The sequence below is a fragment of the Pseudomonas paralactis genome, assembly GCF_001439735.1.
GTDB lineage: Bacteria > Pseudomonadota > Gammaproteobacteria > Pseudomonadales > Pseudomonadaceae > Aquipseudomonas > Aquipseudomonas paralactis.
Window position 1 is genome coordinate 488,664 of the sequence record NZ_JYLN01000003.1, and the last position, 24,033, is coordinate 512,696.

Annotated in this window: 21 protein-coding genes; 9 read left to right on the plus strand and 12 right to left on the minus strand. The window is 60.5% G+C overall.

The features are described from left to right. The first annotated feature begins 36 nt into the window (after positions 1-36). The 4 genes from TX23_RS10425 (at position 37) to TX23_RS10440 (ending at position 5,363) form a co-directional block, all read left to right on the plus strand. Positions 37-1,098 (plus strand): HAD family hydrolase, encoded by a 1,062-nt coding sequence (locus tag TX23_RS10425; protein WP_014720351.1) that lies wholly within the window; start codon positions 37-39, stop codon positions 1,096-1,098. 215 nt (positions 1,099-1,313) lie between these two features. Further along, a complete protein-coding gene (locus tag TX23_RS10430) occupies positions 1,314-1,847 on the plus strand; it encodes an RNA polymerase sigma factor (protein WP_057702093.1) in 534 nt (177 codons plus the stop codon). After that, positions 1,844-2,791 (plus strand): FecR family protein, encoded by a 948-nt coding sequence (locus TX23_RS10435; RefSeq protein WP_057702094.1) that lies wholly within the window; start codon positions 1,844-1,846, stop codon positions 2,789-2,791. The genes TX23_RS10430 and TX23_RS10435 overlap by 4 nt, the downstream gene beginning before the upstream one ends. Before the next feature lie 130 nt (positions 2,792-2,921). Continuing rightward, complete coding sequence (locus tag TX23_RS10440) at positions 2,922-5,363, plus strand: TonB-dependent siderophore receptor (RefSeq protein WP_057702095.1); 2,442 nt, start codon at positions 2,922-2,924, stop codon at positions 5,361-5,363. 186 nt (positions 5,364-5,549) lie between these two features. Here TX23_RS10440 and ilvD read toward each other — a convergent pair whose 3' ends face one another. After that, positions 5,550-7,391 (minus strand): dihydroxy-acid dehydratase, encoded by a 1,842-nt coding sequence (gene ilvD, locus TX23_RS10445; protein ID WP_003195159.1) that lies wholly within the window; start codon positions 7,389-7,391, stop codon positions 5,550-5,552. Positions 7,392-7,775: 384 nt separating this feature from the next. On the opposite strand from ilvD, the gene TX23_RS10450 reads away from it, so the two are divergent. Next, positions 7,776-8,234 (plus strand): REP-associated tyrosine transposase, encoded by a 459-nt coding sequence (locus tag TX23_RS10450; RefSeq protein ID WP_057702096.1) that lies wholly within the window; start codon positions 7,776-7,778, stop codon positions 8,232-8,234. A gap of 122 nt (positions 8,235-8,356) precedes the next feature. Here TX23_RS10450 and TX23_RS10455 read toward each other — a convergent pair whose 3' ends face one another. Together TX23_RS10455 and TX23_RS10460 are read right to left on the minus strand one after the other, a co-directional pair. Further along, positions 8,357-9,517 carry an MFS transporter gene (locus tag TX23_RS10455; protein ID WP_057702097.1) on the minus strand — a complete coding sequence of 387 codons (1,161 nt, stop codon included), beginning with the start codon at positions 9,515-9,517 and terminating at the stop codon, positions 8,357-8,359. A 223-nt stretch (positions 9,518-9,740) separates the two neighbouring features. Further along, positions 9,741-10,937, minus strand: a complete 1,197-nt coding sequence (locus TX23_RS10460; protein WP_005792302.1) for a class I SAM-dependent rRNA methyltransferase — start codon at positions 10,935-10,937, stop codon at positions 9,741-9,743. 277 nt (positions 10,938-11,214) lie between these two features. Here TX23_RS10460 and TX23_RS10465 point away from each other — a divergent pair, with 277 nt between their 5' ends. Both TX23_RS10465 and mutM read left to right on the plus strand, forming a co-directional pair. Further along, the gene (locus TX23_RS10465) at positions 11,215-12,027 is read left to right on the plus strand and encodes an HDOD domain-containing protein (protein WP_186561648.1); all 813 of its coding nucleotides are present in this window, start codon (positions 11,215-11,217) and stop codon (positions 12,025-12,027) included. Positions 12,028-12,048: 21 nt separating this feature from the next. Further along, entirely contained in the window at positions 12,049-12,861 is an 813-nt protein-coding gene (mutM, locus tag TX23_RS10470; RefSeq protein ID WP_057702099.1) for a bifunctional DNA-formamidopyrimidine glycosylase/DNA-(apurinic or apyrimidinic site) lyase, read from the plus strand. A gap of 123 nt (positions 12,862-12,984) precedes the next feature. Here the strand turns inward: mutM and TX23_RS10475 are convergent, their stop codons facing one another. The 5 genes from TX23_RS10475 to TX23_RS10495 form a co-directional block, all read right to left on the minus strand. Continuing rightward, positions 12,985-13,236, minus strand: a complete 252-nt coding sequence (locus tag TX23_RS10475; protein ID WP_003195146.1) for a YfhL family 4Fe-4S dicluster ferredoxin — start codon at positions 13,234-13,236, stop codon at positions 12,985-12,987. 162 nt (positions 13,237-13,398) lie between these two features. After that, a complete protein-coding gene (coaD, locus tag TX23_RS10480) occupies positions 13,399-13,878 on the minus strand; it encodes a pantetheine-phosphate adenylyltransferase (RefSeq protein ID WP_003195136.1) in 480 nt (159 codons plus the stop codon). Positions 13,879-13,981: 103 nt separating this feature from the next. Further along, complete coding sequence (locus TX23_RS10485; protein WP_057702100.1) at positions 13,982-15,577, minus strand: GMC family oxidoreductase; 1,596 nt, start codon at positions 15,575-15,577, stop codon at positions 13,982-13,984. Positions 15,578-15,613: 36 nt separating this feature from the next. Next, the gene (locus tag TX23_RS10490) at positions 15,614-16,159 is read right to left on the minus strand and encodes a hypothetical protein (protein ID WP_057702101.1); all 546 of its coding nucleotides are present in this window, start codon (positions 16,157-16,159) and stop codon (positions 15,614-15,616) included. 29 nt (positions 16,160-16,188) lie between these two features. Next, a complete protein-coding gene (locus TX23_RS10495) occupies positions 16,189-17,616 on the minus strand; it encodes a coniferyl aldehyde dehydrogenase (protein WP_057702102.1) in 1,428 nt (475 codons plus the stop codon). A gap of 146 nt (positions 17,617-17,762) precedes the next feature. On the opposite strand from TX23_RS10495, the gene TX23_RS10500 reads away from it, so the two are divergent. Both TX23_RS10500 and TX23_RS10505 read left to right on the plus strand, forming a co-directional pair. Beyond that, a complete protein-coding gene (locus TX23_RS10500; RefSeq protein WP_005792294.1) occupies positions 17,763-18,434 on the plus strand; it encodes a TetR/AcrR family transcriptional regulator in 672 nt (223 codons plus the stop codon). Positions 18,435-18,467: 33 nt separating this feature from the next. Then, entirely contained in the window at positions 18,468-19,322 is an 855-nt protein-coding gene (locus tag TX23_RS10505; RefSeq protein ID WP_057702103.1) for a sulfurtransferase, read from the plus strand. Between the two features lie 116 nt (positions 19,323-19,438). Here the strand turns inward: TX23_RS10505 and TX23_RS10510 are convergent, their stop codons facing one another. The 4 genes from TX23_RS10510 to TX23_RS10525 all read right to left on the minus strand — a co-directional run bounded on the left by TX23_RS10510 (position 19,439) and on the right by TX23_RS10525 (position 23,987). After that, positions 19,439-20,437 carry a hydrolase gene (locus tag TX23_RS10510; RefSeq protein ID WP_057702104.1) on the minus strand — a complete coding sequence of 333 codons (999 nt, stop codon included), beginning with the start codon at positions 20,435-20,437 and terminating at the stop codon, positions 19,439-19,441. A gap of 112 nt (positions 20,438-20,549) precedes the next feature. Further along, positions 20,550-21,155 (minus strand): 16S rRNA (guanine(966)-N(2))-methyltransferase RsmD, encoded by a 606-nt coding sequence (rsmD, locus tag TX23_RS10515; protein ID WP_057702105.1) that lies wholly within the window; start codon positions 21,153-21,155, stop codon positions 20,550-20,552. After that, on the minus strand, positions 21,155-22,639 hold the full coding sequence (locus TX23_RS10520; protein ID WP_057702106.1) for a M16 family metallopeptidase: 1,485 nt from the start codon (positions 22,637-22,639) through the stop codon (positions 21,155-21,157). Before TX23_RS10520 ends, rsmD begins: the two co-directional genes overlap by 1 nt. Further along, positions 22,632-23,987: a M16 family metallopeptidase gene (locus TX23_RS10525; RefSeq protein WP_057702107.1), complete on the minus strand. Its 1,356-nt coding sequence runs from the start codon at positions 23,985-23,987 to the stop codon at positions 22,632-22,634. The genes TX23_RS10520 and TX23_RS10525 overlap by 8 nt, the downstream gene beginning before the upstream one ends. Between the last annotated feature and the right edge of the window lie 46 nt (positions 23,988-24,033).

A 24,033-nucleotide genomic window follows, 5' to 3' on the forward strand; every position in this document is an offset into this window, starting at 1 on the left:
AGCGTCGATGTCTTTCACTTGAGGGAGACAACGCCTATGAAGCTCGCGCCGAAACTATTGGTATCCGCCGCCTTTTGCCTCGGGCTTGCCAGCCAGGCGTTTGCCGCCACCGAGTTGAAACACTGGCCGGCACCTGCCGCCAAACAGCTCAACGAAATGATCGCCGCCAACGCCAACAAGGGTAACTACGCGGTGTTCGACATGGACAACACCAGCTACCGTTACGACCTTGAAGAGTCGCTGCTGCCGTTCATGGAAAACAAGGGCCTGATCACCCGCGAAACCATGGACCCTTCGCTCAAGCTTATCCCCTTCAAAGACACCGCCGATCATAAGGAAAGTCTGTTCAGCTACTATTATCGTCTGTGCGAAGTCGACGACATGGTCTGCTACCCCTGGGTTGCGCAGATTTTTTCCGGCTTCACCCTCAAGGAACTCAAAGTGCAGGTCGACGAGCTGATGGCCTCCGGCAAGCCCGTGCCGGTCAGCTATTTTGAAGGCGACGTGGTGAAAAAATCCGAGGTACAGCCGCCGAAAGTCTTCACCGGCCAGGCCGAGCTGTACAACAAGCTGATGGAAAACGGCATCGAGGTCTATGTGATGACCGCCGCGTCCGAGGAGCTGGTGCGCATGGTCGCGGCCGATCCGAAGTACGGCTACAACGTAAAGCCCGAGAACGTCATCGGCGTGACCACGATGCTCAAGGACCGCAAGACCGGCGAGCTGACCACCGCACGCAAACAGATCACTGCCGGCAAGTATGACGAGAAGAGCAACCTCGGCCTGGAACTGACCCCCTATCTGTGGACCCCGGCGACCTGGATGGCCGGCAAGCACGCGGCGATTCTCACCTACATCGACGAATGGAAAAAACCGGTGATTGTCGGCGGTGACACACCGACCAGCGACGGCTACATGCTGTTCCACGATGTGGATGTGGCCAAGGGCGGCATCCACCTGTGGATCAACCGCAAAGACAAGTACATGACGCAACTCAACGGCATGATCGCCAAGCACGCGGCGGCGCAAGCCAAGGAAGGGCTGCCGGTGACGGCGGACAAGAACTGGGTGATCGTCAAGCCGGAGGAGATTCAGTAACACAGCGTCGCCTGCCTTCGCGAGCAAGCCCGCTCCTACCGTCGACCGCATTCTCATGTTGGTGCGCGGTCAACGGTGGGAGCGGGCTTGCCCGCGAAGGCGGTCTTAAGAACAGCACAGACTCAAAGGCAAAAATAGATATCAATTGCGAACTAATCTCATTCTTTGCTAGCGTGCGCACTCCCTGAACCGTCCGTTCTTCTCAAGGTAGTGCTGTGTCCTCCTGGAATACGCAGATCGCGCGCCTGTTCGCGGAGCAGAAGAAAGCCCTCGAAGCCTTCGTTACCCGCCGCACCGGCAGCGCTCAGGTGGCTGCCGACCTGACCCAGGAATCGTTCCTGCGCCTGGCGCGCCTGGAGTCCGGTGAGAAGATCGACAACCTCCCCGCGTTCCTCTTTACCATTGCCAGTAACCTGGTGCGTGACCACCAACGCCAGGCTATTCGTCGCGAGCGTCTGGATGCCGGCGCACCGAGCGAAGAACTGCCCTGCAGCAACCCCGGTGCCGACGAACAACTGGCCGCCTATCAGCAGGAGCGACTGATGCAGGATGCGATTCTGGGCCTGCCCGAGGCGACTCGGCAGATCTTCCTGCTCTATCATGTCGACGAGCTTTCCTACCGCGAGATTGGCGAACGCCTGTCGATCAGCCCGCGCAGTGTGGAATACCAATTGCGTCGCGCCTTGATTGAGTGCCGTGGGTACATCAAGACGCGCCTAGCCTGCGATGCACAAGGACGTCGGTCATGACTGCCCCGCCTACTGCTGATGTGTTGTTCGAAGAAGCGTCCGGCTGGTATTTCCGCCTGCACGCCGAGGACTTGACCGCGGCTGAAATGGACGCCTTTGCTGCCTGGCTCGGGCAGGGCCAGGCCCAGGATGATGCCTGGCAGGAAGTGCAGGCGATGCTCGACGGCCTGCGTGAGCCGGCGCGAGTCATTCGCCGTGGCGAGCAGGCCAATTGGCGTAAACCGCTTCGGCGCTGGGCGTATGCGGCTGCCGTGTTGCTGGCCGTGGGCCTGACCGTGCAGAACACTCCCTGGCTTGACCGCTTGCGTGCCGACTACGCCACCGGCACTGGCGAGTCGCGCACCATCGAACTGGCCGATGGTTCCCACCTTCAGCTCAACACCGACAGTGCGGTGCAAATCCGCATGACTGCGGGTGAGCGGCAGATTCGTTTGCTGCGTGGTGAAGGTTTCTTCGATGTGACCAAGGATCCTGCACGGCCCTTTGTGGTGCAGTCGGGCGACGGCTGGGTGAGAGTGGTCGGCACCCAGTTCAGTGTGGCGCGGCGTGATGATCAGACGCGCGTGCAGGTGGCGCAGGGCAAGGTTGAGGTCAGTGCAGGGAGCGGCACGCCGGTCTATCTGGAACCGGGGCGGGCTGTGGAGTATCAGGACCGGAACCTTGCGCACGCCCACGGTTTCGACCCGGCCAGCGGCTTTGCCTGGCGTCAGCGGCAACTGGTGTTCCGTCAGCAACCTTTGTCGGTGGTGGTCTCTGAGCTGAACCGCTACTGGCCGGGCAAGACGCTAGTGCTCGGTGATGCGTTGCGCAATCGGGTGGTGTCCGGCGTGTTCGAAATCGACAAACCCGATGCCGTGCTCAAGGCGTTGGAATACACCCTCAACCTGCGTGCCGAGCACTACACCCCGTATTTGCTGGTGTTACGTGAAGGCAACGCGTCCTGACGGCAATTTTTCAAAATATTTTCAGGGTTTCCCCGCAAGCCATCGTCCTTGATCACTGAGGCGTAAATAGTAAGCACTCTCAAGTAGTGCGGCGCCGATCACAGACTTTTTGTACCGGGGAGCACCATTCATGGCATACCGATTCGCCACACGGCCCTTGCTGGCCCTGGCCATTTCCTTGGCCAGTTGCATCGCGCCGTCGTACCTGCAGGCCGCTGAGGCCAACCAGGCCCAGGCTTACCGCTTCGATATTCCCGGGCAGGGCCTGGACGCTGCGCTGGCGGCGTTCTCGGCGGTGACGCGGGTTCAGGTGCTAGTGAATGGGGAGCTGACCCAAGGGGTGACATCGCCGGGTGTGAAGGGCAACCTGGGACAGCGTGAAGCCTTGGGGCAACTGCTCGGCGGCACGGGGTTGAGCGCGGCGTTTATCAATGCCGATACTGTCACCCTGGAAAAACGTGTGGTACCAGGCACTGCCCTGGAAGTGGGCGCCACCACCATCACGGCCGAACGCCTGGGCGTCACCACCGAAGGCACGGGCTCGTACACCACGGGGGCCGTGACCCTGGGCAAGGGCGAGCAAAAACTCAAGGACATCCCGCAGTCGGTCAGCGTCATGACCCGTAAGCAGATGGATGATCAGAATACCACCAAGCTCTCTGAAGTGGTCAAGCGCACGCCCGGCCTGACAGCGACCAAGTCTCCCGGCTCCGGTATGTTCATCTTCTCCCGTGGTTTCGAGGTCGGTACCCTGCAATACGACGGTGTGGGGATTCCACGTAACACTTACACCTTGGGCAGCTATCTCACCGAAAACATGGCCATTTACGACCGCGTCGAGACGCTGCGTGGCCCGGCCGCCTTGCTGCAAGGTGCCAACAGCCCCGGCGGCACCATGAACCTGGTGCGCAAGCGCGGGCAGCAAGCGCCGACTGCGACCATTACCGCCAAGGCTGGATCATGGGACCACTACGGCACTCAGGTCGACGTCGGTGGCCCGCTGAACGCCGAAGGCACCTTGCGCGGCCGCTTCGTAGCGGATTACGACACCACCGACTCCTTCGTCGACTATGCGGGTGGCTGGAACCAGACGGTTTATGGCGCCGTCGACTACGATTTCACTCCCGACACCACCGTCGGCCTGGGCATCAGTAACCAGAAGGGCCATTCGCGCCCCAACTTCATGTCGTTGCCCCGTTATGCCGACGGCAGTGATATCGGTCTGCCGCGCTCTACATTTGTCGGCGCCAGTTGGAACCGCAACGTCAACAATCAGACTCAGGTGTTTGCCGACATCGAGCATCGCTTCAACGATGACTGGAAAGTGAAAGCCGCACTGGTAGCCATGGATGAACACAACGACGCAACCTACCAGGCGACGTGGGACACGGTACCCGTCGGCGGTGGCACTGTGCCCTATGTGGATTGGATCACCGACTTCAATACCAAGAGCCGCGGCGCGGATGTGTATGTAAACGGCAAGTTTGAGGGGCTGGGCTTCCAGCAGGAAGTGGTGCTGGGCGCCAACTATTCCAAGCTCACCACCGATGACCAGTGGGCTCGGGCTTCAAATCCCGGTGCGGATATCTTCAACATCGACCACAACCGCCCACAGCGCGACAAATACCAATTGTTCCAGGAGGGTGCCGCCTCGAAAAGCTGGTATGACATCCGCCAGAAAGGCATCTATGGCACCTGGCGTGTGAAAGTCCTGGACCCGCTGACGTTGATCGTCGGTGCGCGTACCAGTTGGTATGACTATTCCTACATTGGCCAGAGTGGATTCAAAGGCGCCTATAGTGCACCGCAAGACAATACCACCCAGTCCAATGGCAAGGTTACGCCCTACGCCGGCCTGGTCTATGCGCTCAACGAGCAGTGGTCGGCCTACGCCAGCTATGCCGATGCCTTTGAGCCGCAAACCAACCTGACTACCTCCGGCTCCCTGCTCAAGCCTATCGAGGGCAAAAACTACGAGTTGGGCGTCAAGGGAGAGCTGGCTGACGGGCGCCTCAATACCTCGTTTGCGATCTTCCGTTACGACCAGGAAAACCGTAGCGTGCAGGACCTGCAAGGGCCAATGAACTGCAATGGTTGGTACTGCTCGGTCGCTTCCGGCAAGGTCCGCAGCCAAGGCTTTGAAGCCACACTCAGTGGTGAGGTGCTGCCAGGCCTGCAGCTGGCCTCCAGCTACACCTACAACACCACTAAATTCCTCAAGGACAATACCTACGAAGGCAAGATTTTCAGCACCTGGACCCCCAAGCACTTGCTCAAGGTCTGGGGCGATTACCAGTTGCCGGACGATTGGCAGCATTGGAGCGTGGGTGCCGGTGTGACCGCGCAAAGCAGCACCGAAGCCTATGACCGTACTTTCAGCGTGCCGGGTAATGCATTGTGGGATTCGCGGGTGGCCTACAAGATCAACCAGGAATTCACCGTGGCGGCAAACCTGAACAACATGTTCGACAAGAAGTATTACATCCCGGCCTACAACGCGAACTGGGGCAGCAACTACTACGGCGACCCACGCAATGTGATGTTCACCATGACCTATACCCCACAGTTCTAAGAGATTACCTATATCCAATGCGGGGGCTGGCTCGCCCGCAATGGCGGTGTGCCAAACAAGAACTCACCGGCAGGCCTATAGCTATCGCAGGCAAGCCAGCTCCCACAGTTGATCCTCGGTGTTGTGGAGGTTTTGGCCAGGCAAAAAAATGCCCCGCACTTGGCGGGGCATTTTTATGCGCGGGGCTTACAGGCCGTCGAGCATGGCTTTGTTGCGTACCGCACCTTTGTCGGCGCTGGTGGCCAACAACGCGTAGGCCTTCAACGCGGTGGTGACTTTGCGCGGGCGCTTCTCCACTGGCTTCCAGCCTTTCTTGTCCTGCTCAACCCGGCGTGCTGCCAGTTCTTCATCGCTGATCAACAGGTTGATCGAGCGGTTCGGAATGTCGATCAGCACCTTGTCGCCATCCTGCACCAGGCCAATCGCGCCACCGGCAGCGGCTTCCGGGGAAGCGTGGCCGATGGACAGGCCCGAAGTCCCGCCGGAGAAACGCCCGTCGGTCAGCAGGGCGCAGGCTTTGCCCAGGCCTTTGGATTTCAGGTAGGACGTGGGGTAAAGCATCTCCTGCATACCCGGGCCGCCTTTGGGGCCTTCGTAACGGATGATCACGATATCGCCTTCCTTGACTTCGTCCGCGAGGATGCCGCGTACCGAACTGTCCTGGCTCTCGTAGATCTTGGCGCGGCCTTCGAAGACGTGGATGGACTCATCCACGCCCGCCGTTTTGACCACACAGCCGTCCAGGGCGATGTTGCCGTACAGTACGGCCAGGCCGCCTTCTTGCGAGTAGGCGTGCTCGACACTGCGGATGCAGCCGTTTTCACGGTCGTCGTCCAGGGTGTCCCAACGGGTCGACTGGCTGAACGCCGTCTGCGTCGGAATACCGGCCGGGCCGGCCTTGAAGAAGGTGTGCACGGCTTCGTCGTCGGTCTGGGTGATGTCCCATTTGGCGATGCCTTCGGCGATGGACTTGCTGTGCACGGTCGGCAGGTCGGTATGCAGCAGGCCGCCACGGGCAAGGGAACCGAGGATCGAGAAGATCCCGCCGGCGCGGTGCACGTCTTCCATGTGGTACTTCTGGATGTTCGGCGCGACTTTGCACAGTTGCGGCACGTGACGGGACAGGCGGTCGATGTCGCGCAGGTCGAAATCGATCTCGGCTTCCTGGGCGGCGGCCAGCAAATGCAGAATGGTGTTGGTGGAACCGCCCATGGCGATGTCCAGGGTCATGGCGTTTTCGAACGCCTTGAAGTTGGCGATATTGCGCGGCAACACCGACTCATCGTTCTCGCCGTAGTAACGCTTGCACAGCTCGACGATGGTACGGCCGGCCTGCAGGAACAACTGCTCGCGGTCGCTGTGAGTGGCCAGTGTGGAACCGTTGCCCGGCAGGGCGAGACCCAGGGCTTCCACCAGGCAGTTCATCGAGTTGGCGGTGAACATGCCAGAGCACGAACCACAAGTCGGGCAGGCGCTGCGCTCGTATTCCGCGACCTTCTCGTCAGAAGCGCTGGAGTCGGCGGCGATCACCATGGCGTCGACCAGGTCGAGGCCGTGGGAGGCGAGCTTGGTCTTGCCTGCTTCCATCGGGCCGCCGGAGACGAAGATAACCGGGATGTTCAGGCGTAAGGCAGCCATCAACATGCCGGGGGTGATCTTGTCGCAGTTCGAGATGCAGACGATGGCGTCAGCGCAGTGGGCGTTGACCATGTATTCCACGGAGTCGGCGATGATCTCGCGGCTCGGCAGGGAATACAGCATGCCGTCATGACCCATGGCGATGCCGTCGTCCACGGCGATGGTGTTGAATTCTTTCGCTACACCGCCAGCGCGTTCGATTTCGCGGGCGACCAGTTGGCCGAGGTCCTTGAGGTGGACGTGGCCCGGTACGAACTGGGTAAAGGAGTTGGCAATCGCGATGATCGGCTTTTTGAAGTCGTCATCTTTCATCCCCGTGGCACGCCACAGTGCGCGCGCGCCGGCCATGTTGCGGCCGTGGGTGGATGTTTTCGAGCGGTAATCAGGCATTGGAGCACTCCGGGCGGCTAATCAAGTACTAAAGGGGAGTGAGCTTCTAATTGACGACTGGAACACTCAGAAAATGGCCGTGTGTCCGGAAGTTGCCACTCGCATCGCGGGATCGCCGCTTGCTTGGGCCTCGAGCTCATAAACCCGCCGGGGGATGACTGGCGATGAATAGGGCCGATTCTACACCGACTTCTTGTAGGAGCGAGCTTGCTCGCGAAAATCGTCAACGATGACGCTGTGCTATCAGGTAGCCCGTGTCGTCTGTGGGTTTTTCGCGAGCGAGCTCGCTCCTACAGGGGGGACATATTCAGAACTACTGTTTAAAGGCTGGTTGGCGCTGCAGCTCCTACCGTTTCTCTTCCAATCACAGAAGAGGACGAAGGAATGTCCAACCAGCAAAATGCGCATCGGCTGCGTAAAGGGCGCTATTCAGAATCGGGCAGTATCTACTTGCTAACGGCTGTCACCCATCAACGGCAACACATTTTTCAAGACTGGCTTATCGGTCGCTTGCTGGTCCGCGAATTCAGAAAGGCTCAGGAAGACAAAGATGCAACGTCACTCGCCTGGGTGGTCATGCCCGACCATTTCCACTGGCTGGTGGAGTTGCACAGCGGCGATTTGCCCAGGCTCATGCAGCGAACCAAATCGCGAAGTGCCCGTGCAGTCAATAAGGCAAGACAGTCCTTCGGAGTGCTTTGGCAAAAAGGCTATTTCGACCGGGCGTTGCGCCGTGAAGAAGACTTGAAGGCAATGGCTCGCTACATCGTCGCCAACCCCTTGCGCGCAGGCTTGGTCGAGCACATTGGCCAATACCCCCTATGGGACGCCATCTGGCTATAAGACACCTTCCCCTGTAGGAGCGAGCTTGCTCGCGAAGATCGTCAACGATAACGCAGCGCTATCAGGTAGCCCGTGGCGTCTATTCGTTTTTCGCGAGCAAGCTCGCTCCTACAGGGGTCGCGTTAGCGATTGATCCTGATATTCGTCAGCCAGCCCCATAGGCTGAAAACAATGAAACTGACAGCAATGGTCATCAGTAAATGGGGCCCGGTTTGCGCAAGCAGGGCGCTGCTGATGGCGGCGGTGAGGAACATAATGCTGTTACCCGCTGATGCAGCCGTTCCTGCGCTGCTGGAAAACAGCAGCATCGCCGCCGAAATCGCAGCCGGGCGCACCAGGGTGACGGCCAGGGCGCTGATCAGCATCGGTATCAGCAAGGTTACGCTGGTGATGGCTTGCAGGCTGACGATCAGCGTTAACAACACACCAGCGACGAGCAACAAGCCGAGCCCGATATTGATCTGCCGGGACAGCGTGATGCGCTTTTGCAGATAAGAGGCCACCACGCCACCGAGCAGATAGGCCACGCCGTACACCATCAACACGAGCGCGTACTCGTATTCAGAGAGCTTCAGTGCGTCCATGAAAATCAGCGGTGTCACACTGATCAAGGCGAAATAGCAGGCGAACACCAGGGCTGCGATCCACCAGTAGCGCAGAAAGTCGTGGTTGGCGGCGACGGCCTTGAGTGTGCCGATGATGGACACTGGCGCCCGATGCGCACTGGCGGATTTAGCAGGCAGGATGCACAGCGCATGGATCAACATGCCGGCTGCCATCAACGCAAAGCCGTAGAAGCTGCCTTGCCAGTCGAGCGTAGTTTGCAGCCAGGAGCTGATCAGCGGTGACAGCGCGACGAATGAGCCACTCAAGGTCATGTAATAGAGGCGCACGCGGGCGCGGTCTTGCTCTTCGAACAGGTCTTCCACCAGCGCATGGCCCAACACGAAGAAACCACAGCCCATGGCCTGCACCGTGCGAAACAGCAGGAAAGTCAGGTAATCCGGGGCCCATGCACAGCCCAGCGCACCGAAGATGGAGAGCATGATGCAGCCCAGCAGGACTTCCTTGCGTCCCCATTTATCCGACAGCGGGCCGGCGACCAGCTGCGAGATCGAAAACACCAGAGTGAACAGGCTGATGGACAGCGCGATGTCTGCGCTGGGTGTGTCGAACTGTGCGGACAGGGCGGGAAACGAAGGGAGCAGGATATTGATCGGGAAGAAACTGATCAGGGAGATGCAGGTGATGAGGATGAAGCGGGAGAGAGTGGGCCCAGACATTGTTTTTGTTTTCCGGAGTAAAACCAGAAACCGATACTAGTCTGCGAAAAATGGAATTCAATCAATACTGCTGTCGGACCCTTCCCGTAATGATGTGCGCCATCTTTGTAGGAGCGAGCTTGCTCGCGAAGATCGTCAACGATAACGCAGCGCTATCAGGTAGCCCGTGGCGTCTATTCGTTCTTCGCGAGCAAGCTCGCTCCTACAAAGGGGTCGGTTTTAATCAGCTATTGGGTAGCAACCGGCACGTAATGCTCTTGATATAGCGCGTCTCGACAATCGCCGGATGCACCGGGTGGTCCGGGCCCTGGCCGCCGCGTTCGAGCATCTGGATGTTGCGGTCCAGGTGGCGGGCGCTGGTGAGCAGGATGTTTTGCAGATCGTCTTCCGGCAGGTGCATGGAGCACGAGGCGCTGACGAGGATGCCGTCTTTGCTGAGCAGGCGCATGGCTTGCTCGTTGAGACGGCGGTAGGCGCCTTCTCCGTTTTTCATGTCTTTTTTGCGTTTGATGAAGGCCGGTGGGTCGGCGACGATCACGTCGAAGCGTTCTTCGCTTGCTTTCAGTTCTTTAAGCGCTTCAAAGACGTCGCCTTCGATGCAGGTCATCTTCTCGGCAAAGCCGTTCAGCGCGGCGTTGCGCTCGACGCCGTCGAGGGCGAAGGCCGAAGCGTCGACGCAGAACACTTCACTGGCGCCGAAGGCGGCAGCTTGCACGCCCCAGCCTCCGATGTAGCTGTACAGGTCCAGTACACGCTTGCCCTTGGCATACGGGGCCAGGCGGGCGCGGTTCATGCGGTGGTCGTAGAACCAGCCGGTTTTCTGGCCCTGGATCACCGGGGCTTCGAACTTGACGCCGTTCTCTTCCAGCGCCACCCACTCCGGCACCAGGCCGAAAACGGTTTCGACGTAGCGGTTGAGGCCTTCGGCGTCACGCGCGGCGGAGTCGTTCTTGAACAGGATGCCGCTGGGCTTGAGCACCTGGGTGAGCGCAGCGATCACGTCTTCTTTATGCGCTTCCATGGTCGCCGAAGCGATCTGCACCACCAGGATGTCGCCGAAACGGTCGACTACCAGACCCGGCAGCAGGTCGGAATCACCGTAGACCAGGCGGTAGAACGGCTTGTCGAACAGGCGATCACGCAGCGACAGAGCCACGTTGAGGCGGTGTACCAGCAGCGACTTGTCCAGCGGCAACTTGATGTCGCGCGACAGCAGGCGGGCGCAGATCAGGTTGTTCGGGCTCATGGCCACGATGCCCAGGGTCTTGCCGCCGGCCGCTTCCAGGATAGCCTGGTCGCCTGCCTGGAAGCCGTGGAGTGGGGTGGCGGCCACGTCGATTTCGTTGCTGTAGACCCACAGGTGGCCGTTGCGCAAACGACGATCGGCGTTGGCTTTGAGACGCAGGCTTGGCAGGGACATGACGTCGCTCCGGAAAAAAGAGCGGGAGTATACCCTTTGCGCACTCTTTCATGTGGGAGCTGGCTTGCCTGCGATGCGGGCGGTGCGGTGTATCAGACGTACGGTGGTGATGCTATCGCAGGCAAGCCAGCTCCCACATTCGATCGGGTTTCACTTGGGTTTTTGGGTGTCGGCCACGTCTGCATAAGGGGTAGAATTCGCGCCTAGTCCAGAGTGTGTATTTATGTCCCAAGAGCTTTCCGCCGAGCAGATCCAACAGGCCCTGCAAGGCATCAGCGTGCCGCCCCAGCCGCAAATCATGGTGGATTTGCAGATGGAGCAGTACATGCCCGACCCGGATCTGGAAGTGATTGCGCGGTTAATCTCCCAGGACCCGGGCTTGTCCGGTGCGCTGCTGAAGATCGTCAACTCGCCGTATTACGGCCTGAGCAACAAAATTGCATCGATCCAGCGCGCGGTGAACCTGTTGGGCAGCCGTTCGATCATCAACTTGATCAACGCGCAGTCGATCAAGGGCGAGATGAGCGACGACACCATCGTTACCCTCAACCGTTTCTGGGACACCGCCCAGGATGTGGCCATGACCTGCCTCACCCTGGCCAAGCGCACCGGCTCGCAAACCGTCGACGAAGCCTATGCCCTGGGCTTGTTCCACGATTGCGGCGTGCCGTTGATGCTCAAGCGCTTCCCCAACTACATGTCCGTGCTGGAACAGGCGTACGCCAACGCGGGCCCGGAGTGCCGCGTGGTCGATACGGAGAACAACGCGTTCCACACCAATCATGCCGTGGTCGGCTACTACACCGCCAAATCCTGGCGCCTGCCGGAGCATGTCACCGACGCCATCGCCAATCACCATAACGCCCTGGCGATTTTCAGCGATGAGTCGTCGCGCAATCCGCAGCTCAAGAACCTGCTGGCCATTTTGAAGATGGCTGAGCATATCTGTTCGTCTTACCGTGTACTGGGTAACCAGGCGGTGGACCATGAGTGGGATGCAATCGGCCACCTGGTGCTGGATTACGTGGGCCTGTCGGATTACGACTTCGAAAGCCTGAAGTTGTCGATCCGCGAACTGGGCGCGCACTGACCCGTTATTCAAGAGGTACACATGCCCGAGTTACCAGAAGTCGAAACCACCCGGCGCGGGATTGCCCCGCATCTGGAAGGCCAGCGCGTCAGCCGCGTGGTGGTGCGTGAGCGGCGCCTGCGCTGGCCGATTCCGGAAGACCTGGATGTGCGTCTGTCCGGCCAGCGAATTGTGCTGGTGGAACGGCGCGCCAAGTACCTGTTGATCAATGCCGAAGTGGGTACCTTGATCAGTCACTTGGGCATGTCGGGCAATCTGCGCCTGGTTGAGGTCGGTATGCCGGCGGCCAAGCATGAACATGTGGATATCGAGCTGGAGTCGGGGATGGCCTTGCGCTACACCGACCCACGGCGTTTTGGCGCGATGCTTTGGAGCCAGGACCCGCACAACCACGAACTGCTGCTGCGTCTGGGCCCGGAGCCGTTGACCGAGCTGTTTGACGGTGAGCGTTTGTTCCAACTGTCGCGTGGCAAATCCATGGCGGTGAAGCCGTTCATCATGGACAACGCGGTGGTGGTGGGCGTGGGCAATATCTATGCGACGGAAGCGCTGTTTGCGGCGGGGATTGATCCGCGTCGCGCCGCCGGTGGCATTTCACGCGGGCGCTATTTGAAGCTGGCGATTGAGATCAAGCGAGTGCTGGCCGCAGCCATCGAGCGGGGCGGTACCACGCTGCGCGACTTTATCGGCGGCGACGGGCAGCCGGGATATTTCCAGCAGGAACTGTTCGTGTATGGCCGTGGCGGCGAGGCGTGCAAGGTCTGCGGGACCGAATTGCGCAATGTGGTGCTGGGGCAGCGGGCGAGTGTGTTTTGCCCCAAGTGCCAGAGCTGATTGCTGGGTGAGGGCTGAGATCGCTATCGCAGGCAAGCCAGCTCCCACACTTGGATATGTGAATACATTCAAATGTGGGCGCTGGCTTGCCTGCGATCAGGCCTTTACGGGCAATGAAAAGGCTTAGGCCTTACCGGTAATCTTGCGGTACTTCTCCATCAACTGTTCTTCAGTCTCTGGGTGTGCCTCATCCAGCGGAATGCAATCCACCGGGCAAACCTGCTGGCACTGCGGTTCGTCGTAGTGACCGACGCACTGGGTGCACAGGTTGGGGTCGATCACGTAGATCTCTTCGCCTTGGGAAATGGCGGCGTTCGGGCACTCGGGTTCGCAGACGTCGCAGTTGATGCAATCGTCGGTGATGATCAGGGACATGGAAACTCCTGCCAGGGCACTCTGCCAAGGCATCTGAAAACTAATGCGCGCAATTGTGCCGCATTGACGCCCGCAGTGCGAGCCTGTCTCTGTGGTGAGGGATGAAAGGATTGGGACTGCTGCGCAGTCCGGCGGGAGCAAGCTCCCTCGCCACAATGAGTCTTACTTCTTGAAGCGCAATGTCAGTGCGTCTGCTACGGCTGGATGCACGAACTTGGTGATATCTCCGCCCAAAGCGGCAATTTCACGGACCAACGTCGAAGAAATGAACGAATAACGCTCCGACGGCGTGAGGAACAGGCTTTCCACGTCCGGCGCCAATTGGCGGTTCATGTTGGCCAGCTGGAATTCGTACTCGAAGTCCGACACCGCACGCAGGCCGCGCAGGAATACATTGGCGTTCTGCTCCTTGGCGAAATGCGCCAGCAATGTCGAAAAGCCCACTACTTCCACATTCGGCAAGTGCTTGGTGACCTCTTGCGCCAGCTCCACGCGCTGTTCCAGGGGAAACAGCGGGTTTTTCTTGGGGCTGGCCGCGACCGCGATGATCACATGGTCGAACAGGCGAGAGGCGCGTTCGACCAGATCGCCATGGCCTTTGGTAATCGGGTCGAAGGTACCTGGGTACAACACTCGGTTCATCGCGTCGTCCTGGCGGAGTCCGTTGGGGAACCGGATGGTATCGCAGCCATCCCGGTCGGCCAAGTCGACTTACGTAGATAAGTGCCGTGAATCGAACGGTTTTTCACGCTGTTTTCAGACGTTCGGCCAAGGCTGACGCCAGTTGGGCGCTCAATCCATACACCGACAATTGGGGATTTGCCCCGATGCTGGTAGGAAACAGAGAGCCGTCATGAATCGACAGGTTACGCAGTTGGTGGTGGCGACCGAGACTATCGGTTACTGCGTTTTTGGGATCCTCGCCCATGGCGCAACCGCCCATCACATGGGCACTGCCCAGGGTTGTGCGGTGCAATTCTAGGCTCAAACCGTCAATCACGCTGCGCGCTTCGGCCAGGCTGTTCACGTACCGTGCGTCGTGATGCAAAGGCTTGACTGATTTGGCCCCGGCCGCGAACTGAATCTCGGCCATGCTGTGGAAGGCCCGGCGCAGGCCGTCCCAGGCGTAGGGCGAAACTTGATAATCGAGCACGGGGGTGCCATCGCCGCGTAATTCCACATGGCCGCCCGGACTGTCGGGGTGGAAGCCGTCGCGCAGCAGGGCGAGCATGGCGTGTGTGTGGGGTAATTGGTTCATGTCCAAGGCGTTCTGCTTGCCGTAGCCACCGAACAGGGTGCTCGCCAGGCCTGGATGCAGGGGCGGTGCTTCCAGTTTGTAGGACATTTTGCCGGTAGTGCCGTCCTGCCATTGGAAATGGTCGGAGTAGATGGATTGCGGCGCACCGTAGAAGGGGTTGATCACCTCGTCGAACAACCCCGCAGAGAAGTTGACCAGGTGCAGGAAGGTCCGCTTGCCCAGCCGCGAATGCGGGTCGGGCGCGACCGAGCGCATCAGCAGGGCCGGGCTGTTGATGCCGCCACCCGCCAGCACATAGTGCCTGGCTTTCACGGTGATATTGCGCCCGGTCGGTGCCACGCAGCGCGCGTCCATGGCCACGCATTCCAGGCTGCTGATGGTGTCGCCGCTGTATGTGAGCTGCTCGGCGCGGGCCAGGTACAGCAGCTCGCCGCCTTTTTCCAGGGTGGACGGGATGGTGGTCACCAGCATCGACTGCTTGGCGTTCACCGGGCAGCCCATGCCGCAATAACCCAGGTTGAAGCAGCCACGCACATTGCGCGGGATCACATGCCAGCTGTAGCCGAGCTTTTCGCAGCCTTTGCGGATCACATCATTGTTGGCATTCGGCGGCAGCGCCCAGGGTGCGATGCCCAGGCGCTGTTCCATTTTTTCGAACCAGGGCGCCATCTCGGCGCTGCTGTGGCCCTTCACCGCGTACTCGCCGGCCCAGTGGGCGAGGGTGGCGTCGGGTGTACGAAAACTGGAAGTCCAGTTGATCAAGGTGGTGCCGCCCACCGCCCGACCTTGCAGGATGGTGATGGCGCCGTCCTTGCTCATGCGCCCGATGCCTTCTTGATAGAGGCTGGCGTAGGCTTCGTCTTCGAGCAGCTTGAAGTCACTGCTGGTCTTGAGTGGGCCCTCTTCGATCAACAACACCTTATAGCCGGCCGCGCTGAGGATTTCGGCGGTGGTGCCGCCGCCGGCACCGCTGCCGATGATGGCCACATCGGCTTCCAGGGTCAGGTCGTTGTCGAGGGCGGCGCCATTGTGGGTTTTCCAGCCACGGGCCAGGCCATCGCGGAACAGATCGGGTACGGGCATCAGGGTCGTCTCTGTTTTTATTGTGAGGGATGCGAATCAGATCTTCGGCGGCCCGGGATAGCCGCAATGGGCCCAGGAGGCGGGCCGGAAATACCAGGCCATGATCACCAGCTTGAGCAACGAGCCCTGGCCCATGCGCAGCAGGTTCAGGTAGCTGTTTTCCCAACGGTGCAAAAAGTTGCGGATCTGCTCGCTGCCGGCATTTTCCCAACTGCCCCAGATACCCGTCAGCGGGCCGCGGGTGATGCCCATGCCGAGCACGTCGAATAACTGCTGGGTGAGCTTGAACATCTCCGGCGACAAGTGCTGCAGGCTGTAGTCGAGTTTTTTCAGGGTGTCTTCGATGCCCGCAGCCACTGCCTCGACGCTGGCCGCACCTTCAAGCAGCACCGGGATCACCGCGCGCAAAAACGGTAAATCGCTGGCGCGCAACATCGCGAAGCCACTGGCCGGCGTGCTGCTGGAGCAACCGCTGAGGCTGGCGCCAAGCCCGGCGGTAGCCAGAAAAGCGCTGGCGCACAGGCCGATTTTCAAGACGCCGCGCCGCGACAGTGCGGGTGAATCGTTCAGGCTGGGGCTCATTGTTTTTATAGTCCTGAAGGTGACGGTTATCAGCGGATAAACAACTTCTGGATCAATTTCTGAATAGATTTGCCATAAGGCGGGTAGATCAACCTCGCCGCGTTCAGGCGCTGTTTGACCAGCACGCCCTTGGCCTTGCTGAACGTCAGGAAACCTTCATGGCCGTGGTAATGGCCCATGCCCGACGGGCCGATACCGCCGAACGGCATGTCGTCCTGGGCCACGTGCAGCAAGGTGTCGTTCAGGCACACGCCGCCGGAATGGGTCTCATGGAGCACCCGTTCCTGCTCGCTCTTGTTGTAGCCGAAGTAATACAGGGCCAGTGGGCGTGGGCGCTGGTTGATGTAGGCAAAGGCTTGGTCAAGGCCGCGATACGGCACGATGGGCAAGAGCGGGCCGAAGATTTCGTCCTGCATGACCGTCATGTCGTCGCTGACATTCAGCAGCAGGCTGTGGGCCATACGTCGCGCCTGGCCTTGCTCGTACAGGGGGATCAAGGTGGCGCCTTTGTCGGTGGCGTCCTTGGCGTAGGCATTGAGTCTGGCCAGTTGCCGCTCGTTGATGATGGCGGTGTAGTCCGGGTTGCCAGCCAATGTCGGATAAAACCCACGCACGGCCTTGGAATACGCCTCGACAAACCCTTCGACACGGTCTTCCGGTACCAGCACATAGTCTGGCGCCACACAGGTTTGCCCGGCATTCAGGGTTTTGCCGAAAGCGATACGTTCGGCGGCGTCCTTGAGCGGTACATCGGCCGAGACGATGGCGGGCGACTTGCCGCCCAACTCCAGGGTGACCGGCGTGAGGTTCTCGGCTGCCGCACGCATCACGTGTTTACCAATGCTGGTGGCACCAGTAAACAGCAGGTGATCGAAGCGCAATTTGGAAAACGCCATGCCCACTTCGGCTTCGCCCAGCACCACGCACACCAGGTCCTCGGGGAAGATCCTGGCCAGCAGCGCCTTGAGCAGCTCGCCGGTAGCCGGTGTGGATTCGCTGAGCTTGAGCATCACCCGGTTACCGGCGGCCAACGCGCCCACCAGTGGGCCGATGGCCAGGTACAGCGGGTAGTTCCACGGCACGATCACGCCAACGACACCCAACGGTTGGTAAATGACTTTGGCCGAGGCGGGCTGGAAGGCAATGCCTACAGCGCGACGGGAGGGTTTCATCCAGCCCTTGAGGTGTTTGCCGGCATAGTGAATGCCATGCAGGCTGGGCATCAGTTCGGCGAACAGGGTTTCGTCTGCGCTGCGATGGCTGAAGTCCTGGCTGATCGCAGTGATCAGTGCCTGGCGTTCGTCGCTGAGCACATCGCGCAGGGCCTTGAGCCATTGCTGGCGTTGCGCGGCCGGTGGCATCGGGTTGGCGGCGTAGGCACGACGTTGGGCTTCGAACAGATCCTGGAGGTGATCCAGGGTCTGCGTATCTTGCAGGTAGGCAACGTTGGCAGACATGGCGCGGTTCCCGATTGTTATAGGTCTGCGTGGATTTTTAGAGTCATTGCTCTAAATTGTCAAATAACATTGCAGTAACATCCGGATTTAACCTGGCCGGGATAGGCCGTAAGATGCCCCATCCCGTGTTTGGAAGCTGATCCCCTATGGCACCACGAGTAAAGACCAGCGAGCGCATTGTGCAAACCAGCCTGGAGCTTTTTAACCAGCAGGGCGAGCGCAGTGTCAGCACCAACCATATCGCCGCCCATATGGAAATTTCCCCGGGCAACCTGTACTACCACTTCCCCAACAAGCAGGCGATCATCGCCGTGCTGTTTCGCGAATACGAAGCCCTGGTAGACAGTTTTTTGCGCCCGCCCCAAGGGCGCACGATGGTGGTGGAGGACAAGCGCTTTTATCTGCAGGCCGTACTGGCGGGCATGTGGCGTTATCGTTTTCTGCACCGCGACCTTGAACATTTGCTCGAAAGCGACCCGGAACTGGCCACTGGCTATCGGCGGTTTTCCCAGCGTTGCCTGATCCAGGGCGGCGCCATTTACCAGGGGTTTGTCGATGCCGGCATTCTGAATATGGACCCGGTGCAAACCGAAGCCCTGACCCTCAATGCCTGGATCATCCTTACCTCCTGGGTGCGGTTCCTGTGCACCACCAACGAAAAGTCCACCCACCTGAGCGCTGAGGCGATCAAGCGCGGGGTGTACCAGGTGCTGGTATTGGAGGCAGGGTTTGTCACGCCGCAGGCCAAAGAGGCGGTGGACGCCTTGTTCAAAGAGTTTTACGTGCCGTTGAATCAGGCACTGGAAGAAGTGAAGTAAGACCTTTCCCCTTTGTATTCACAGGAGTCAGTCATGCCGCTTGCCCAACTGATCAGCCCCCAGCAATTGGCCGAGCGCCAGAAGTCGGTAGGGCTGGTGATCCTGGATTGCCGCTTTGCCCTGGAAGACCCGGACTACGGCCTGTGCAGCTACGCCGAAGGGCATATCGAGGGCGCGCAATACGCCGATCTGGAGCGCCATCTGAGCGGCCCCGTGACCAAGGGCGTAACCGGCCGCCATCCTTTGCCTGCGGCGGACACCTTCGCCCAACAACTGCGAACCTGGGGCATCAGCGCCAACACCGATGTGGTGCTGTATGACGACGGCCCCGGAGCCTACGCCGCCCGCGCCTGGTGGTTGCTGGCCTGGCTGGGTAAGCGTGATGGCGTGTTTATTCTGGATGGTGGCCTCAAGGCCTGGCACAGCGCCGGTTTCCCCTTGAGCCTGGATGCTCCAGTGATTGAGCCGGGCACCTTCAGCGGTACGCCGGATAATCGGCTGGTGCTGGATGCCGAGCACTTGCAAAAACGCCTGGGCCAGCCCGGTCTGACCTTGATCGACGCTCGCGCGCAGCCGCGTTTTCGTGGCGAAGTAGAGCCCATCGACCCGATTGCCGGGCATATCCCTGGCGCGCAATGCGCGGCGTTCAGTGAAAACCTGGGCAGTGATGGGCGTTTCTTACCGGCTGATCAGCTCAAGCAACGCTTTGCCGCGCAATTGCAAGGGCGCCCGCCGCAGGAGTTGGTGGCGTATTGCGGGTCTGGGGTGACGGCCTGCCATAACCTGTTTGCGTTGAGCCTGGCGGGGTACCCGTTGGGTAAGTTGTATGCGGGGTCGTGGAGTGAGTGGATTACGGATCCGGCGCGGGAAATTGCGAAGGGCGACTAAACGATAGGTGTGAGCACTTCATGAAAGTGTGGGAGCTGGCTTGCCTGCGATAGCGGAGTGTCAGCCACCTCAACATTGGCTGGCCCACCGCTATCGCAGGCAAGCCAGCTCCCACACTATTGACCGTATTGGGTCTGGAGCCACTGCGGGATCCGGCGCTCCAGGTAGTAACCAGGGCGCTTCAGCGAACCCTCCACAAACCCCACATGCCCGCCCTTGGCCAGCAACTCGAACTCGGTGCAGGCCGACAGCTCACTGGCGTCAGGCAAGCTGTGCGCAAACACAAACGGATCATCAGCCGCCTGGATGATCAGTGTTGGCGTACGGATATCGCCCAGGTAATAGCGACTGGAGGCGCGGCGATAGTAATCCTCGGCACTCAAGAAACCGTGCAGCGGCGCGGTTACCCGCCCGTCGAAGTCCCAGAACGTGCGCATCTTTTCCAGAGAGCCAAGGGCCTCCAGGGTTTTGAGCCCATCCTCACGACCGTCCTGCAGGAATTGGCGTTGCTTGACGCGGATATACGCCAGCATCTCGCGCATGAAGTGCTTCTGATACACCCGCGAGAACCCCAGCCCAATGCGATCCGCGCATTGATCCAGGCGAAACGGCACCGACACCGCCGCTGCGCCTTGCAGCCCCGAAGCCTCGCCGGTTTCCCCCAAGTGTTTGAGCAATACATTGCCACCCAGGGAATAACCCACCGCATACAAAGGTGCCAATGGTCGCTTGGCGCGCAGATGAGCAATCGCCGCCGCCAGATCTTCACTGGCACCGGAGTGATAACTGCGAGCCAGCAGGTTGGGTTCGCCGGAGCAACCACGCCAGTTCAACGCAGCACTGGCCCAGCCTTGGGCCGCGAGGACTTTTTGCAGGCCGGCCACATAGGGCGAATTGGACGAGCCGGTCAGCCCATGCAACACCAGCACCAAAGGCGCTTGCACGTCATGGGGCCCATGCCAGTCGAGGTCGAGAAAATCGCCGTCGTCCAGCCACAGGCGCTCGCGTTGGCGTTCGATGTGGGTCGTCGGACGCCACAGCGGCCCCCACAGTGTCTGCAAGTGGGGGTTGCCGAGGCCGAAGGCGGGTTTGAAGCGGTCTGTCGATGGAATCATGAATTTCCCGCTGCCATGTAGGAGCGAGCTTGCTCGCGAAAAACGTTAACGATAACGCAGCGCTATCAGACAGCCCGTGTCGCCTGTTCGACCTTCGCGTGCAAGCGTGCTCCTACAGGGAGCGATGCCACAGCGCGTAATACACCCGCCCGGACTTCTGCTCCCGGTGCAGGCGCCAGCTGCCCGGCAGGCCGAGCGTGGACGGCGCGGTCTCGCTTTCAGTGTAGATCCAGGCATCGGGCGCCAGCCATTGGCGTTCTTCGAGCAAGGCACACACAGTCGGCAACAGGTTCTGGTTGAACGGCGGGTCGAGGAACACTACGTCGTATTCAGTCGCCGCCTGGGTTTCCAGGTAGCGCAGCGCGTCGGCCGTCTGCACCTGGCCGGTGGTGCAACGCAACGTGCCCAGGTGCTCCTTGAGGCTGGACACCGCCACATTGCTGGCGTCCAGCGCCTGGCCCTGGGCCGCGCCACGGGACAGCGCCTCCAGGAACAGCGCGCCGCTGCCCGCAAACGGGTCCAGCACCTTGGCTCCGCCGATGTAAGGCGCAAGCCAGTTGAACAGGGTTTCACGCACGCGATCGGGCGTCGGGCGCAGGCCCACGACGTCGGGGAAGCTCAGCTTGCGGCTGCCCCATTCACCGCCAATGATGCGCAGTTGGCCCACACCGTTATGCACGTTGTGGACAGGTTTTTTCGGGCGAGATGAACTGGCCATTAATGCTCCGGAACCCCGAGCGGCTGCTCGGCAGGTTTATCAGTGGGGGGCGGTAGTGGCTTTTGCGCAATCGTCGGGCCGGCGGTCACGATGACCATCTTGTCGGCGCTCAAGTGTTTGTTCATTGCAGCCTTGACCTGCTCTACGGTCAGGGCCTGGGATTGTTTCATGAAATCTTCCAGATAGCTCAGCGGCAGGTTGTAAAAACCCATGGCGCCCAGCTGCCCGACGATATCGGCGTTGCTGGCGGTGGACAGCGGGAAGCTGCCGGCCAGTTCGCGCTTGGCGTCGTCCAGTTCTTTTTGTGTTGGGCCGTTCTTGAGGTAATCAGCCAGTACATCCTCAACCAGGCGCAGGGTGCCGCCGCTCATTTCGGCGCGGGTCTGCAGGTTGATCATGAACGGGCCGCGCACCTGCATCGGCGAGAAGCCGGAGTACACGCCGTAGGTCAGGCCGCGTTTTTCACGCACCTCGCTCATCAAGCGGGTGCCGAAGCCTCCGCCGCCAAGGATCTGGTTGCCCAGGGACAGTGCTGCGTAGTCCGGGTCGGCGCGGTCGATGCCCAATTGCGCAAACAGCAGGTGGGTTTGCTTGGACGGAAACTCGATACGGCTCAGGCCGGCTTTTGGCTCGGTCGGTTGAGCGATCTTGGCCATGGCCGGGCCTTTGGGCAGCGATGCCGACACTTTGGCCGTCATGGCCTCGGCTTCTGCACGGGTCAGGTCGCCGACGACCGCAATCACCGCATTGCCCGCCGCATAAGCTTTGGCATGGAACGCCTGCAGTTGTGCCAGGGTAATCTTCGGCACGCTTTCTGGGGTGCCTTCGCTCGGATGCGCGTAAGGATGGTCGCCGTACAGACGCTTGAACAGCTCGATGCTCGCCAGTTTGCCGGGGTTTTGTTTCTGGTACTCGAAACCGGCCAGGATCTGGTTTTTGATGCGCGCCAGGGAATCCGCCGGGAACGTCGGCTGGCCAATCACCTGGTCGAACAGGGCCAGGGCGGCGGTACGCTTATCGTTGTCGCTCAGGCTGCGCAGGGTGACCAGCGCCATGTCGCGGTAGGCACCATTGCCGAAGTCGGCGCCCAGGCCCTCAAAGCCACTGGCGATCTGGCTGACATCCTTGCCCGGCACGCCTTCGTTGAGCATGGCGTTGGTCATCAGTGCCAGGCCTGGCGTGTCGCCATCCTGGCTGCTGCCGGCGGCGAACAGGATGCGCATGTCGAACATCGGCAGTTCATGGGCTTCGACAAACAGCACCTTGGCGCCTTCGGCGGTGGTCCAGGTCTGCACATCGAGCTTGCGGTTGGTCGGCGCCTTGCCGTCCAGTTCCGTCAGCGATTGCAGGGTGCTGGCCGATTGGGCCTTTTCCAGGGCCGGGCTGGCAACCGACTCGCTCGGGCGCAGGAAATACACGGCGCAGGCTGCCATCAGGGTGACTGCGATCAGGCCGGGCAGGATCATGCTTTTACGATTACTCATGAGCGGTCTCCTCAGGCAAAACATGGGCGACGCTCAGACGTTCGCGGGTGAAGTAGGTGCGCGCGGCTTTCTGGATATCTTCCGGCGTCACGCTTTGCAGGTCGGCCAGTTCGGTGTCCATCAGTTTCCAGGACAGGCCGACGGTTTCCAGGGAGCCGATGGCCGTGGCCTGGCTGGTGATGGAATCGCGCTGGTACACCAGGCCGGCAATGACCTGGGCACGGATGCGCTCCAATTCTTCGGCAGTGGGTGGTTTGGCCTTCAGCTCATCAAGCAGGCGCCACAGGCCGGCTTCGGCTTGGGCGATGGTTTTTTGCTTCTGCTGATTGGGTGTGGCCGAGAGCATGAACAGCGTATCGCCACGGGTATAAGCGTCATAGTTGGTGGACGCGGCGGATACCAGCTCCTCGCCACGCTCCAGCTGCTCGGAGATACGTGCACTATAGCCGCCGTCCAGCAGGGCCGAGATCAAGCGCAGGGCTTGCACCGAGCGCTTGTCTTCGGCAGTGGCCAGGCCGGGTACGTTGAAGCCCAGGAACACGCTCGGCAGTTGGGTCTGCACCCGCAGGGTCAGCAGGCGCTCGCCGGGTTCGGCCAGCTCCAGTGGGATCTTCGCCGGTGGCACATCACGCTTGGGGATCGGGCCGAAGTAACGCTGGGCCAGGCTTTTCACCTCGTCCGGGGTCACATCGCCGACCACCACCAGAGTGGCGTTGTTCGGCACATACCAGGATTGGTACCAGTGGCGCAGTTCCTCGACCTTCATGCGCTCAAGGTCAGCCATCCAGCCGATGGTCGGCGTGTGGTAGCCGCTGGCGGGGAAGGCCATGGCCTTGAAGCGCTCGTAGGCCTTGGACATGGGGTTGTCGTCGGTGCGCAGGCGGCGTTCTTCCTTGATTACCTCGATCTCGCGGCTGAACTCGTCGGCCGGCAGGCGCAGGCTGGCCATGCGGTCGGCTTCCAGCTCAAAGGCCACGCCCAGGCGGTCGCGGGCCAGTACCTGGTAATACGCGGTGTAGTCATCGCTGGTGAACGCGTTTTCTTCGGCGCCCAGGTCACGCAGGATGAGCGAGGCTTCGCCGGGGCCGACCTTGGCGCTGCCTTTGAACATCATGTGTTCAAGGGCGTGGGACAAACCGGTCTGGCCCGGGGTTTCGTAGCTTGAACCCACCTTGTACCAGACCTGGGAAACCACCACTGGCGCGCGATGATCTTCGCGCACGACGACCTTCAGGCCGTTGTCCAGGGTGAACTCGTGAGTGGGTTGGGGATCGGCAGCCAAGGCTGAAAGAGGCAGACAAACTGTGCTGAACAGCAGGCCTGCGGCGCGGCGGGCTAGAGCATTCATTCGTTTTTAAACCTGTTGGGCTGCCCGCTTGGTCTTAGCGTCGGCG